The 14,079-nt window shown below is 48.0% G+C and carries 14 protein-coding genes; 12 read left to right on the top strand and 2 right to left on the bottom strand.

Features of this window, described 5'->3' with window-relative positions; translation table 11 throughout:
• The first annotated feature begins 19 nt into the window (after positions 1-19).
• The 10 genes from tadA to QP860_RS08175 all read left to right on the top strand — a co-directional run bounded on the left by tadA (position 20) and on the right by QP860_RS08175 (position 9,292).
• Positions 20-520 carry a tRNA adenosine(34) deaminase TadA gene (tadA, locus tag QP860_RS08220; protein WP_256374741.1) on the top strand — a complete coding sequence of 167 codons (501 nt, stop codon included), beginning with the start codon at positions 20-22 and terminating at the stop codon, positions 518-520.
• A gap of 89 nt (positions 521-609) precedes the next feature.
• Positions 610-936: a hypothetical protein gene (locus QP860_RS08215; RefSeq protein WP_067974142.1), complete on the top strand. Its 327-nt coding sequence runs from the start codon at positions 610-612 to the stop codon at positions 934-936.
• Positions 923-2,887, top strand: coding sequence for a V-type ATP synthase subunit I (locus QP860_RS08210; RefSeq protein WP_070620111.1), 1,965 nt, complete (start codon positions 923-925; stop codon positions 2,885-2,887). Before QP860_RS08215 ends, QP860_RS08210 begins: the two co-directional genes overlap by 14 nt.
• A 28-nt stretch (positions 2,888-2,915) precedes the next feature.
• Positions 2,916-3,398: a V-type ATP synthase subunit K gene (locus tag QP860_RS08205; RefSeq protein ID WP_070620109.1), complete on the top strand. Its 483-nt coding sequence runs from the start codon at positions 2,916-2,918 to the stop codon at positions 3,396-3,398.
• Positions 3,399-3,521: 123 nt separating this feature from the next.
• A complete protein-coding gene (locus tag QP860_RS08200) occupies positions 3,522-4,103 on the top strand; it encodes a V-type ATP synthase subunit E (RefSeq protein ID WP_070620106.1) in 582 nt (193 codons plus the stop codon).
• Between the two features lie 15 nt (positions 4,104-4,118).
• Positions 4,119-5,120 (top strand): V-type ATPase subunit, encoded by a 1,002-nt coding sequence (locus tag QP860_RS08195; protein WP_284910346.1) that lies wholly within the window; start codon positions 4,119-4,121, stop codon positions 5,118-5,120.
• A complete protein-coding gene (locus QP860_RS08190; protein WP_070620100.1) occupies positions 5,110-5,421 on the top strand; it encodes a V-type ATP synthase subunit F in 312 nt (103 codons plus the stop codon). The genes QP860_RS08195 and QP860_RS08190 overlap by 11 nt, the downstream gene beginning before the upstream one ends.
• A gap of 44 nt (positions 5,422-5,465) precedes the next feature.
• Positions 5,466-7,244 (top strand): V-type ATP synthase subunit A, encoded by a 1,779-nt coding sequence (locus QP860_RS08185; RefSeq protein WP_070620097.1) that lies wholly within the window; start codon positions 5,466-5,468, stop codon positions 7,242-7,244.
• A complete protein-coding gene (locus tag QP860_RS08180) occupies positions 7,244-8,641 on the top strand; it encodes a V-type ATP synthase subunit B (protein ID WP_070620094.1) in 1,398 nt (465 codons plus the stop codon). Before QP860_RS08185 ends, QP860_RS08180 begins: the two co-directional genes overlap by 1 nt.
• A gap of 6 nt (positions 8,642-8,647) precedes the next feature.
• On the top strand, positions 8,648-9,292 hold the full coding sequence (locus tag QP860_RS08175) for a V-type ATP synthase subunit D (protein WP_070620091.1): 645 nt from the start codon (positions 8,648-8,650) through the stop codon (positions 9,290-9,292).
• A gap of 423 nt (positions 9,293-9,715) precedes the next feature.
• On the opposite strand, the gene QP860_RS08170 is transcribed toward QP860_RS08175, so the two are convergent.
• Positions 9,716-10,528: a hypothetical protein gene (locus QP860_RS08170; RefSeq protein WP_070620088.1), complete on the bottom strand. Its 813-nt coding sequence runs from the start codon at positions 10,526-10,528 to the stop codon at positions 9,716-9,718.
• 75 nt (positions 10,529-10,603) lie between these two features.
• Positions 10,604-11,809 (bottom strand): CAP domain-containing protein, encoded by a 1,206-nt coding sequence (locus QP860_RS08165; RefSeq protein WP_284912541.1) that lies wholly within the window; start codon positions 11,807-11,809, stop codon positions 10,604-10,606.
• Between the two features lie 358 nt (positions 11,810-12,167).
• Here QP860_RS08165 and QP860_RS08160 point away from each other — a divergent pair, with 358 nt between their 5' ends.
• Together QP860_RS08160 and QP860_RS08155 are read left to right on the top strand one after the other, a co-directional pair.
• The gene (locus QP860_RS08160; RefSeq protein WP_141744617.1) at positions 12,168-12,800 is read left to right on the top strand and encodes a sigma factor; all 633 of its coding nucleotides are present in this window, start codon (positions 12,168-12,170) and stop codon (positions 12,798-12,800) included.
• A gap of 5 nt (positions 12,801-12,805) precedes the next feature.
• Positions 12,806-13,897, top strand: a complete 1,092-nt coding sequence (locus QP860_RS08155) for an anti-sigma factor domain-containing protein (protein ID WP_070620079.1) — start codon at positions 12,806-12,808, stop codon at positions 13,895-13,897.
• Positions 13,898-14,079 lie beyond the last annotated feature (182 nt).

Here is a 14,079-nt window from a genome sequence, read left to right as displayed (position 1 = left end):
CCGAATTTGAGGTGGTTGTTTGCAGCATGAAGACTTTATGCGTTTGGCCATAGCGGAAGCCAAGAAGGCGGAAGCTTTAGGCGAGGTGCCGATTGGTGCGATTGTTGTTAAAGATGGCCAAGTGATTGGACGCGGCTATAACTTGCGCGAGCAGTCCAATGATGCTACGAGCCATGCGGAGATGCAGGCCATTCGTGAAGCCAACGCTTATTTGGATAATTGGCGACTGATGGATTGTGATATGTATGTCACTTTAGAACCTTGTCCAATGTGTAGCGGGGCAATTATTCTATCGCGGATTCGACATCTTTATTTCGGGGCATATGATCCCAAGGGCGGCACAGTAGGTTCTTTGATGAACCTTGTCACTGATGAGCGCTTTAACCACCAAGTTGAAGTGACCAGCGGCCTCTTAGGAAGAGCCTGCAGCGAGATGTTGACGTCTTTTTTTAGAGAATTGCGTAAGCAGCGTAAGCGGGCGTCACGGAAGCCTCGAAAGGAAGAAAACAACTTGCACTAATTATTCTTAAAAGAGCGGCTAGTTGTTGTCAGGCTATGCTTAGTAGTAGAAGATAAGGTATAATGATTCTTATAAGGGGGGTGGAGCGATTGGCGAACCAAACGATTCAACAGGTTGTTGATGCAGAAGCAAAAGCTAAGGGCATTAAGGCAGATTTTGAAGCCAAGTTAGAGCAATTACGTCACGAATATCGAGCAAAATTAAAAGCGCTAACAGAAGAAAAAGATGCTGAAGTGGCTGATTTCAAGGCCAACAAGAAGGCCGAACTTGATCAAGCCTATGCCGAATACCAAGCACAAGCAGATGAAGAAAATCAGGGCCAAATTCAAGGCCTCGGTCAAAAATTTGACGAGAACAAAGAGGATTTGGTCGCATATGTTGTTGAGGAGGTGAGAAAATCATATGGCAATAGCTAAAATGAAGAAGTTGTCGATTGTATCGAAACCTGCACTAAAGGAAGACCTGGTGAGAAACTTACAGGCCTTGCAGAGTGTCGAAGTGTCGGCCCTGCCTAGGGAAGATGCTGAAGATGCGGTTGATGCGGCACAAGTGAAATCTGAAGACTATGTCCAATATGATGATCTCTACCAAAGAGCAGAGCGGGCTTTAGTGATCCTATCCCGTTATGCTAAAGATCGGTCCATGATGGAGAAGCTCACCCATAAGCGTCCTGTCTTTAGTCTAGAAGGTCTCCACCAAGAAGTGGACCTGGACCAAGGCCAGGCTTTAATTGAAGAGGTCGAAAAACTCTACAATCAACGGGAAAACATTATCTCCACCCGGGAAACAGTGGAAGATGAACAGACTGCTGTTTCTAACTGGCGGAGCTTGGATGTGAACCCAGCCGAGCTTTATCAACTGGACCACTTTGCCGTTTCCTTGGGGACTGTCCCTAACGATAGCTCAAGCAGCCAGTGGCATGCCCTTAAGGAAGATACAAAAGATGAGGATATTTCCTTATTAGAAGCCTTCTCCAATGAGGACGAAATTGGGGTGGTAGCTGTGACCCGCAAGTCTCAAGCTGAAGACTTCCAGGGGAGACTGGCTCAATACCACTTCCAGCCTTTCGATTATCCTTATGAAGAAGGTCCAGAAACAGCCTTCCAGAACTTGGAAGACAAGCGTAAGTCACTTATCAAGGAAGAGGAAGAAGTGGTGCAGGCGCTCCAGACTCTAGAAGCTAAGATTCCTTTAGTGGAACAAGTCGCTGAAGAGACCTATAACCGCTCACAACATGCCTTGGCTGTCCAATTGACTTATGATAATGATTATTTAATCTTACTGAGTGGTTGGACTGACGAAGAGGACTATGACGCGCTCATCCAGAAACTGGAAGCCAGTATTGGGGCAGATAACTTTGTTGTCGTGGAAGAAGAGATTACAGAAGAAGCGATCGACAATAACGAAGTCCCCACAAAACTTAAGAATAATGCCCTGAACGCGCCCTTTGAAATGATTACCGAAATGTACGGGGTACCCAACTACCGGGAGATTGACCCGACACCATTTATTACCCCCTTCTACTTACTCTTCTTCGGGATGATGATGGGGGACCTCGGTTACGGCTTGGTACTTTGGTTAGGTACCCTAGTCGCCATGAAGATGATGGACCTGCATGGGAGTGCAGGAAACATGGTCAAATTCGGCCATTACCTATCCTACCCCACCATGCTCGTGGGTCTGCTCTACGGTTCCTTCTTTGGGGAGTCGATTCCAACAGGGATTGTCGATCCAACAGGCGATGCGATCTTGATCATGGCAGCCTCTGTTGTGATCGGTTTGATTCATATCTTAGTTGCCCTCTGCATTAAGATCTATCTTGAAGTGCGCCGGGGCAATATGGAATCAGCCTACAGCGATGGCTTAGGTTGGATCCTGATCCTACTTGGCCTAGGTGCCTGGGGGATCGGTGCTATGGCTGGGATGCCAGAAGTTGGAACCATTGGGAAATGGGTTTCCATTATCGGCTTTGCCGGAATGATTATTGTCCCTGTTATCTTCCAAGATAAGAAGCTCCTGGCAGCTGGGCTAGGTCTCTACAATATCTATGGGATTTCAGGCTATGTTGGGGACCTAGTTTCCTATACTCGTCTGATGGCGCTGGGGATCTCTGGGGGATCCATCGCCATGGCCTTCAACATGCTTGTTGGCTTCTTCCCAGCCCCAATTCGTTTCACGATTGGGATCGTATTGATTATCGCCTTGCAATCCTTTAACTTGTTCCTCTCAGTTCTGAGTGGTTACGTTCACGGTTTGCGTTTGATCTTCGTAGAATTCTTCGGTAAGTTCTATGAAGGGGACGGCCGGGCCTTCAGCCCAATCAATACCCTAGAGAAATATGTACGTTTAAATAACTCTGACAAATAGACACAATATATAATACGGAGGTATAGTAATGGAAAACTGGATAAGCTTTTTTGTTGAAAATGGTGGCGCAATCTTCGCTATGCTAGGCGTAGCAGTTGCCGTAATGTTCTCAGGTATGGGGTCTGCCCGCGGTGTTGGTGAAGCCGGTCAATCCGCTGCCGCCCTAGTGAAAGACCAACCTGAAAAATTCGCCCAATCACTGATCTTACAGCTCCTACCTGGTACCCAAGGTTTATACGGCTTCGTGGTTGGTTTCATGATTTACTTACAATTAGGGAATGAATTAAGCTTACAACAAGGCTTTCTCTATTTAATGGCCGCTCTTCCTATCGGGATTGTTGGTTGGATCTCAGCTAAATACCAAGGTCAAACTGCTGCTGCAGGTATGCAAATCTTAGCGAAACGCCCAGAAAACGTCTCTAACGCAATTGTTTACGCCGTTATGGTGGAAACCTACGCAATCTTAGCTTTCGTTATGTCTCTACTCCTAGTTCTACAAATCCAAGGCTAATCAGAGAGTGTGACCAAAGTCAGAGCTGGCCTAGGCCAGCTCTCGCAGCCTAGTGCCTAGCTGGAGCATACTCCAGCGGCATGATCAACCAATAGATAATATATAGAGGAAAGGAGGCACTGTATGGCAACCATTCAAAATTTAACTCAGGATGTCCTCGCTAAGATTAGCCAGGAGGAAGATGCCAAGTTCAAATCGGGCAAAGAAAAGCTTGAGCAAGACACAGCCGCTCGTGAGAAGCGCATCCAAAAAGATGCTGAAGATAAGAAGGCGTCCCTAAAAGACCAGGCGGCGCGCGAACTGGACCGCAAGAAGCAAGGTTACAACAACCAAATGCGCAACCAAGTCTTAGCCAAGAAGCAAGACTTGATCCAAACGGTTTATACCGAAGCTGTGACAAGATTGACGGAACTTCCAGAAAATGAGTTTATCGAATTTGTCAAAGGTGCTCTATCACAATTAAATACAGACCAAGCGACTGTCTTACAGCTTGGCTCGAAATCAGAAAAACAATTGACCGACCAAGGTTTAGCCCAACTTCAAGGAGACTATCCGAACTTGAAGCGCGCTGACCAAAACTTACGCGGTCAAGGCGGCTTCATTCTCTCCCAAGAGGGGATGGACTATAACTTTACTTTTGACCAACTGATCGAGGAACAAGAGGAAGCTCTTTCTGCCGAAATTTCCAAACGCGCATTTAATTAGAAAGGAGTTGTCGAAATGGAAAATACAGCATATGCTGGGTTGAATGTTTCCGTCCGCGTCCAAGAGACCAGTCTTTTGCAAGCGTCGGATTACAACGCCATGTTACAGGCAACTTCTTTAAGCGAGGCGCTCAATGTCTTGCGTAAGACGGACTACAACTTACCAGAGGACATTGAAGAAACAAGAGACTTCGACGCTTTCTTAATGGCGGACTTGCGTCGGGCCTATAATGACCTCTACGCAAGCACACCAGATCCACGTGTGGTTGACTTCTACGCCTTGCGCTACGAATACCATAATTTGAAGGTTCTCTTCAAGGAGTGGTATGCAGAGCGTGACTTCTCGGATATCTACCTCCCCATTGGCCGGCACAGCATTGAAAGCTTGCGCCGGGCAGTGCGTACCGGAGATGGCGAGGGTTTCGACCAATCCATGATCCAAGGCATCCGCGATGTGCGCGAGAATTTTGAGAATTACCATTCTTACGATGCCATCTCGATCATCTTAGATTCTGCCTATCTCGATAATATGCGGGAATTAGCGGATGAAATCGATGATCCAGGTGTGGACCGACTGGCCGATATGACGATTGACTTTGCCAACCTGTCTATGCTCGTTCGGGCCATCCAGCAAGGGCGGTCTAAGGGCTTTATGCGGGCAGTCTTAAGTGACAAGGGGACCCTAGATAGCGATGAAATTATCAACTATGCGGTCTCCCACAATCACGCGGCCATTGCCCAGGCCTACAAGTCCCTCATCTACGGGGGGAACTTAGCTAATGCCTTGCATGAAGATGGCAGCACCAGTGTCGTGGAATTAGAAGGTCGGATTGAAGAAACTGAAGCAGAAGAAATGAAGCTGGCCCAATTGGAGGCATTCGGCCCCCTACCAGCCCTAGCTTACTTGTATTTCAAAGAGAATGAAATTACTAATATCCGTTTGATCTTAGTCGGCAAGGCCAATGACTTAGACGAACAAGCAATTAAGGAAAGGATGCGACCTATCTATGGCTCATAAAATTGCAGTCGTCGGTGAAAAAGATGTCGTGATTCCTTTTCAATTGATCGGCTTCGATGCTTTCCCCGTTAACGACGGCCAGGAAGCCCGTAAGCAAGTCGATGAATTAGCAAAGAGCGAATACGGTATCATCTATCTTACCGAAACGATCGCTGAACAGATACCAGACACCATTTCCCATTACGACACCCAAGTCGTACCTGCTGTGATTTTAATTCCTTCACACAAGGGAAGTCTCGGCATTGGGAAGAAACGTGTCCAAGATAATGTTGAGAAGGCTGTCGGACAGAATATCCTCTAAGTCCAGCCATCTCAGTGAAACAACCATTAGAGGGAGGAAAAGATTTGAAATCAGGGAAAATAGTAGAAGTTTCTGGTCCACTGATTAAAGCCTCCGGCATGGAAGACGCTGCCGTTCAGGAAATCTGCTACGTTGGCGACTTGAACCTCATGGGCGAAATCATCGAAATGCACGGTGATGTTGCGTCTATCCAGGTTTATGAAGAAACTTCTGGTTTAACCCCAGGAGAAGAAGTGCGCCCAACCGGGGAGCTCTTATCAGTAGAACTCGGTCCAGGACTTTTAACACGTATGTTCGATGGGATCCAACGCCCACTCGAAGACTTTATGGAAGAAACAGGCTCCAATTACTTGGTACGTGGGGCCCATGTTGACCCACTTGACCGTGAGAACAAATGGCATTTCGAAGCCACTGTCCAAGAAGGTGACAGCGTTGAAGCTGGTGACATCGTCGGGACCGTCCAAGAAGGTGAAGTGATTGAACACCGGATCATGGTTCAAAATGGGGTCAAAGGAACAATTGCTAAGATTGCTTCTGGCGAATACGATTTAGATGATACGGTCTATGTCATCCGTGATGAGCACGGTGAAGAGAAGAGCTATGGCCTCTCTCAAAGATGGCCAGTTCGTATCGGCCGTCCATTCAAGAAGAAATTATTACCAGATAGCATTATGACCACCGGCCAGCGGGTAGTCGATACCTTCTTCCCTATTACTAAGGGGGGCGCCGCTGCCATCCCAGGGCCTTTCGGTGCTGGTAAGACAGTTCTCCAACACCAAATCGCAAAATTCGCAGATGCGGATGTCGTAGTGTATGTTGGTTGTGGGGAACGTGGGAATGAGATGACGGACGTTGTTAACGAATTCCCAGAATTGATCGACCCCAATACCGGCAAGTCTATCATGGAACGAACCGTATTGATTGCCAATACCTCCAATATGCCGGTTGCGGCGCGTGAAGCCTCAATCTATACCGGGATTACCATTGCGGAATACTTCCGTGACATGGGCTATTCTGTCGCTATCATGGCCGACTCAACCTCACGTTGGGCCGAAGCGCTCCGTGAAATGTCTGGTCGTCTGGAAGAAATGCCAGGGGACGAAGGTTATCCAGCTTACCTAGGTTCACGGATTGCTGAATACTATGAACGTGCCGGGATTGTTGAAGTTCAAGGGAGCGAAGGCCGGACAGGTGCTGTTACAGCTATCGGTGCGGTGTCACCTCCAGGCGGGGATACTTCTGAACCAGTTACTCAGAATACCCTCCGTGTGGTGAAGGTATACTGGGGTCTGGATTCCAGCCTATCCCAACAACGTCACTTCCCAGCCATTAACTGGTTAGACTCCTACTCACTCTATCTTGATGATGTGACTCAAGGAATTTCCGAAGCCACAGACACGAATTGGCAAGAAATGGTCGGTAGCGCGATGTCGACCCTTCAGGAAGAAGATGGCTTACAAGAAATTGTTCGTTTAGTCGGGATTGACTCCTTGTCTGAGCGTGACCGTTTGACCTTGGCTGTAGCGGCTATGGTTCGTGAAGCCTACCTGCAACAAAACTCCTTCGATGATGTTGATGCGACCACATCTTTCGATAAGCAATTCAAGATGCTAGACATTATCTTAACCTTCGAGCACGAAGCGCGTGAAGCGATGGAAGTCGGCGCTTACTATGACGAAATCATGAAGGGGACGCAAAACATTCGCGAGCGCATCTCACGGATGAAATACACCCATGAAGATGACCTCGACCAATTAGACCAATTGAAGGACGAGATTAATCCTGCCATGCGTGATCTTGTACAAAAGGGAGGGGCTGAATAATGTTAAAAGAATATAAATCCGTAACAGATGTCTACGGCCCTCTGATGATTGTCGATGACGTTGAGGGAGTCGGCTATGATGAATTGGTTGAAATCCAAATGCAAACCGGTGAAAGCCGGGTGGGCCAGGTCCTAGAAATTCAGGAAGACCGTGCCGTTGTCCAAATTTATGGGGGCGGGGCAGGTGTCAACCTACGTGATACCAAGGTTCGCTTCAAAGGGCGCCCGCTTGAATTCGGTGTATCCGAAGACATGATTGGTCGGGCCTTTGACGGACTGGGCAACATCAATGATGATGGCCCTGCGATTATCCCAGATGAAATGCGTGATATCAACGGGACAGCGATTAACCCTATGGCTCGTGACTACCCCGATGAATTTATCCAAACGGGTATCTCTACCATTGACCATATGAATACCTTGGTCCGTGGGCAAAAGTTACCAATCTTCTCGGGTTCTGGTCTTCCCCACCAAGAGTTAGCTGCTCAGATTGCCCGTCAGGCGAGCGTGCTCAATGACGATGAACAGTTTGCGGTAGTTTTCGCCGCTATGGGGGTAACTTTCGAGGAAGCTCAATTCTTCGAAAATTCCTTCCGTGAAACAGGGGCGATTGATCGTTCTGTCATGTTCATCAACCTAGCCAATGACCCAGCCATTGAACGTTTGGCAACCCCTAAGATTGCCTTAACAGCTGCGGAATACCTGGCTTATGAGAAAGATATGCACGTCCTCGTTATCATGACCGACATGACCAACTACTGCGAGGCCTTGCGTGAAGTATCCGCTGCCCGCCGTGAAGTGCCTGGTCGTCGGGGTTATCCAGGTTACCTCTATACCAACCTGTCAACCCTTTATGAACGTGCTGGACGGATCCGCGGGGCTAATGGTTCGGTAACTCAGATTCCGATCTTAACCATGCCGGAAGACGATATTACCCACCCAATCCCTGACTTGACCGGTTATATTACAGAAGGTCAGATTATCTTAGACCATGAGCTCTACAACAATGGGGTTCGGCCACCAATCAACGTATTGCCATCCCTCTCCCGTCTGAAAGACAAGGGGACTGGGGAAGGTAAGACACGTGAAGACCACGCCAACACCATGAACCAGTTGTTCTCAGCTTATGCCAAGGGTAAGGAAGCTAAGGAATTGGCGGTCGTACTCGGGGACTCTGCCCTTTCTGATACCGACAAGCTCTACCTCAAGTTCACTGAGCGCTTTGAAGAAGAATATGTCAACCAAGGCTTCAACACCAACCGTGACATCTTTGAAACCTTAGATTTAGCTTGGGAACTCCTCGCCATCTTGCCTAAGTCCGAATTAACCCGGATTAATGACAAACTGATCGAGAAATACTATCCAGAAGACGCTGAAACTGAATCTGAAGGAGCGTGATGCTAAATGGCCAACGCGTTAAATGTCAAACCGACGCGGATGGAATTGCGCAACCTGAAGAAAAGTTTAGACGTAGCGACACGCGGACATAAATTACTCAAAGATAAGCAGGATGAACTGATGCGTCAGTTTATCGATTTGATCCGCCAAAATAACGAATTGCGCGAGGAAGTTGAAGCCCAACTCTCCGGCGCCCTTCAAAATTTTGTCCTTGCGTCGTCATTGATGAACCAGTCCTTCATTGATGAACTCGTCGCAATTCCAACCAAAGAAGTCTCTTTGGAAATGCACAAGGAAAACATCATGAGCGTTGACGTCCCTAAGATGCAGTTCCATTACTCCGAAGAGCAAGAAAGTGAAAATGAAAAATTTGCCTATGGTTACTTGAACACCTCAAGCGAATTGGACGAAGCGATTGAAACCATGACTCAAGTGATGCCGCGCCTACTCGAACTCAGTGAAATCGAAAAAACCTGCCAGCTCATGGCAGACGAAATCGAAAGTACCCGTCGTCGGGTAAACGCCCTCGAGTATCGAATGATTCCTGACACCCAGGAAACCATCGACTACATCGAAGCCAAGCTCGAAGAAGACGAACGGTCAACCAAGACCCGGATGATCAAAGTGAAAGATATGGGCGAAAAGGCTTAGACTTGATAGAGAGAGTGCGCCAAAAGTCGTTCAGCTCTGAACCACTGGAACAAAGGGTGGAAGAGCCTTGTTAGAGGCTCGACCAGCCTTTGCGAAGTGGAGTCAGAGCTGACTTTTGGAGCAGGTTTTGAAAAAATTTTGTAAAGAGGTTGGAACTTTTATCCCAGCCTCTTTTTTAATTTGGGGATGATGCTGGTGAGCAGGCGTTTCGCTATTGAATTTAAGCGGTGATTAGTGAACTTGCAGAGGAAGCCTTCGTTAGCAAGTAGCTTCGAGTTAACTTGCGAATGGAGGCCTTCTTTGCGATTTGGTCATGCCTAACTTGCGAATTCCCGGTTCCTTTGCGAGTTGGCGTTGAGCTACTTGCGAATCCCCAGTCTGTTTGCAAGTTGATGTCCTGCAACTTGCAAAGCACCCTCTCCGTTATTCAGAAGTTTTTAAACCATAAATGAGCGTGTATCCATCACGATTGGGCTGGAGGCTGGCGTAATGGCTGCGGTAGAGGGCCTGGGTAACTTGCTGATAGAGCAGGGGCTGGCCTTTTAAGAGCCCCCAGCCTGCCGCTAACGCTTCTTCCTCAGTCGTTACGTCCTCCGTCTCCACGTGAACCTTGATTTCCGTCACCAAGTCTTGGTTAGCGTCTTGGTAGCTATAGAGAACAGCTTGGTCGTTCAAGGCGCGGATAAAGCCGCCTTGGTCGCTGGCCTCTTTCAAGGCATGGAGGCCTAGGTGTTGACGCTCCTGGTTAATTGCATCAAATAAGTTATATGTCATACTTGTCTTCTCCTCATCTTTGCCAGGTGCAATTCCCCGGGCCGGCTCGGGACTCAAGCGGAAGCTGGGTTGTTCACTCGCTAAGCTTAGTTCGGGACCGAGGAGGGGATCTTTTTCAGTAATGTCCTCATCAGTTCCCTGACTTTCTTCCTCCGCCACTTTGTCGTTTAAGTCATCCAGGACGCCCTCGATCAGGCTCCCCGTATCTATCCGGTCTTGATAGTCGAGCTGGTTATCGTGGACAAGGTCGACAACATCCCGACCTGAAGCCAGGGCGAGCTGGGAGAGGGTATCCCCCCATTGGCTGACATAAACCTTCAAACCATAATGGGCCTGGCGCCGCATCTCAACTTGAATCTCTTCGGCTGACTTCTGGCGAAAAGGCTGGCGCATTCCTTCAAGAGCACGCTTCTTAACCTTTTCGATCTTGGCAGCTTGGCTTTTTTTCTTCTTCTGGGTCACTGTGACTGGCCTCCCTTAACTGCTTTTCTTAACCCTATTATAAAAGAAAGTACAGAAGAAAGTAGGGACTAAGGGTTATTGGCCAAGAATTTGTGCCGAATAGATGAGGGTATGGTCACCATTATCGATGAATTCTAGACCGAGCGACTGGCTCTTATAATTGGCATCGATCATATTGGCATAGTGGCCGGGGCTATTCTTCCAATTGTTAAAGAGCTCTTGGGCGATAGCTTCGGCTGAAGTGCCTGGGCTTGCATAAGTCTGCTGGATATTCTCACCCACATAAGAACCGGTTGTTTCAAAACCATTAGCCGTATTGAAAGCTTGACCATTAGGACGGGTATGGGAGAAGCTATCGATAATTTCCTGGGTCCGGTTGTCGGCTGCGGCTTGATAGCTATCTTGATAGGCTAAAGGCGCTAAGCCTTGTTGGGTCCGCTCCTGGTTAACCAAGTCGTGGAAATGTTTACTGATAGCCTGGCTGAGCGAAGTCGTGGTCTGGTTAGCCAGGGTCACTGCATCAGCATTTGGCGTAGTTACTGCAGCTGGATCTTGGTTCGCGTCAGTGCTTGCTGACTCTTGGGTGCTGGCTTCAGCCGTTGGAATGAAATTAAATTCCGGCTTAGCCTTGCTTAAATCAACGGTTTCTTCACTAGCAAGGGGCGTAACTTCTGCAACAGGGATAGGGCGGCTTTCCTTAGCCTTATCCTGCTTGTTGTCAAAATCGTCATGAATATCGTCATAACTGTCATTGTCTAGGTCATCATCGTGGTCATCTTTGTCATAACTGTCATGAATATCGTCGTAATCGTCATCGTCTAAGTAGTCATCCTGATCATCATCGTCATAACCGTCGTAGATATCGCCGTAATCGTCATCGTCTAAGTCGTCATCCTGATCATCATTGTCATAATCGTCGTAAATATCGTCGTAATCGTCATCGTCTAAGTCGTCATCCTGATCATCATCGTCAAAATCGTCGTAAATATCGTCGTAATCGTCGTCTAAGTAGTCATCCTGATCATCATCATCAAAATCGTTGTAGATATCGTCGTAATCGTCATCGCCTAAGTCGTCATCCTGATCATTATCGTCATAACCGTCGTAATCGTCATAACCGTCATCATAAGTGTCGTAATCGTCCCAGTCGTCATCAACTTCGTAATCTTCATAGTCTTCGTAATCGTCATCAAAGTCATCGGCTTGGACAGTTTCGCCAACTCCTAGGCTGCCTGCACCAATTAGTCCTAGGGCGATGAGTAATTTTTTATCTAATTTCATGTGATCATTTCCTTTCTTTTCTGTCATAATGAGTGATTCGAGGACTATTTTGCCCTCCTGTTATACAATACAAGGGTCGCCCAAAATTTAGGGCCCTTTTTAAAAAAGATTTTTGGGTCGAGTAGACCCGAGAACGCTCTGGCCCTCTTGCTATACAATACAAGGCTGCTTAAAAATTTAGGGCCCTTTTTCAAAAAAAGATTTTATTTTGGTCGCCTTTATAGATAAAATACTCTTTTCAGTCGCTTCGACAGATCTTTTTTGCTATAGTAGGGCAAAATAGGCCCTAAAATTTGTCGGGGTCTTGTATCTTGTCTTAAGGGCTGGAGGCTCTGACTATGGAGGAATGAGGGGATAAGTGATGGAGACGCGAGAGGAGCGAAACGCGCTCATTCAAGAACATTTTGGTTTTATTATTAAGACCGTATCTGAAATAACGGGACGCTATGTTGAAGTCGGTAATGATGATGCCTTGAGTGTGGCTTTGATGGCTTTCGATGAGGCAATTTCACGTTATGATGAAGAACGGGGGCACTTCCTGGCTTTCTGCAAGTTGGTGATAAAGAGCCGGGTCCTGACTCATCTTAAGGGAGAGGGCAGGGGACAAGAGGAAGTTTCCTTGGACGACTTGCAGGAACTAGGATTTGACCCAGTAGACGAGCGGCCGGTGTCGCAGACGGATATGAAGGTTGAGATTGAAGCCTGGAAGGGAGACTTGGAGGATTTTGCGATTACGCTCGAACAATTAGCGGATGAGTCGCCCAAGCACCGGGATACCCGGGAACGAGCTATTGATATTTCTGAAGCTTCCAGTAAGAAGCGAGCCATTACCGACCACCTCTTTACTAAGAAGCGCCTGCCCATCCGCAAGATGAGCCGGACCTTTGACGTGACAGAGAAGGTGATCAAGGGGTCCAAGACCTTTATTATTTCGGTAATTGTGATCTTCGTGAAGGAATATCGGGCCTTATTAGATTGGATTAGGGGGTGAGCCGGATGTATGATAAAGTTGTAATTTTAGAGCTAACGAGCGACTATGCCTTGGCTATGTCGCGGTCGGGGGAAGTCCTCCGCATTCGTTTAAAGGATGGCCTAGAAGTGGGCCAGCGGGTATATATTACAGAAGAAGACCGCTACCAGAAGCTAAGTGCTAAGGCCCCAATCCCTCTGAAGGCCCGTTCTAAGCCTAAGAAGATGCCTTGGCTGACGGGCGTCCTAGTGGCAGCCATGGCCCTCTTAGTGGTGGGTGTGGCGACAGTAGCCAGCAATTGGTCCCAGGAAGATGAGATCCTAGGTTTGGGACGGAATCCAAGTATCCAGCTAGAAGTGGACAGTAAGGGGACCATCCAATCCCTAGCTGACGCCAGTGGCAAGGAACAAGCAGCCGCCAAGTATATCGGTGAGCAGCTCAAGGATGAGATCGACCAGTTGCTCGGCCAAGTGAAAGTGGCGGATGACCAGAATATGGTGGTTGCGAGCACAGGCCTTCCTAAAGACCAGGCCGACCAAGTCCGCCAGCAGATCCGTGATTACTATGAAGCGAACGGCTACGATGGCGACCTGATCTTCCTCCAGGCTGAAAATAGCGAATACCAAGCAGCCAAAAATAAAGGCCAGTCCCTGGCTGACTACCTGATTGACCACTATGATTTAGATATTTGGACGCGGGCGGAGAGCCGTGACTTGTCCGACCAAGAGAAGAAAGACCGGCTGAAGGGCCATGGCGACTACATCCATGTGGTCAACGAAGACCAGCGCAAGAAAGAGGAAGAAGAAGCCAAGCGTAAAGAAGAAGAGAAGAAGGAGGAAGAGGAGAAGGAAAAAGAAGAAGCTAAGAAAGAGGAAAATTCTAGAGACAAGGATGACCAAGGCGCAAATCCAAGGCCATCTTCCCAGCCCGAAGCGAGACCAAACCAACCCGCTCAGCGGCCCCAGCAACCAGCCAGGCCTAATCAGCCGGCTCCCGCACCCCAACCAGCTCCAGCCCCTTATCGAGCTCCCGCACCAGCTCCCCAGCCCTCCTACGATGACGATGACTGGGACGATGACGATTGGGATGACGACGACTGGGACGACGATGACGATTAAGGGTGTGAGGGCTAGCGGGAGAAATAGACCTCTGGAGCCAAAATCCAGAGAAGTCTGAAAGACTTCGACGGATTTTGGTGAAGAGGAGCTATTTCTGCTAGCCCGAACCCGACTAAACATACTAAGATTAGCTCGAAGGTAAATCGACGGATTTATCTTCGAGCTATTTCTGTTTTCAGATA

This window comes from Aerococcus sp. UMB1112A (assembly GCF_030230715.1).
GTDB lineage: Bacteria > Bacillota > Bacilli > Lactobacillales > Aerococcaceae > Aerococcus.
This window is presented reverse-complemented; position numbering and strand designations above follow the sequence as displayed.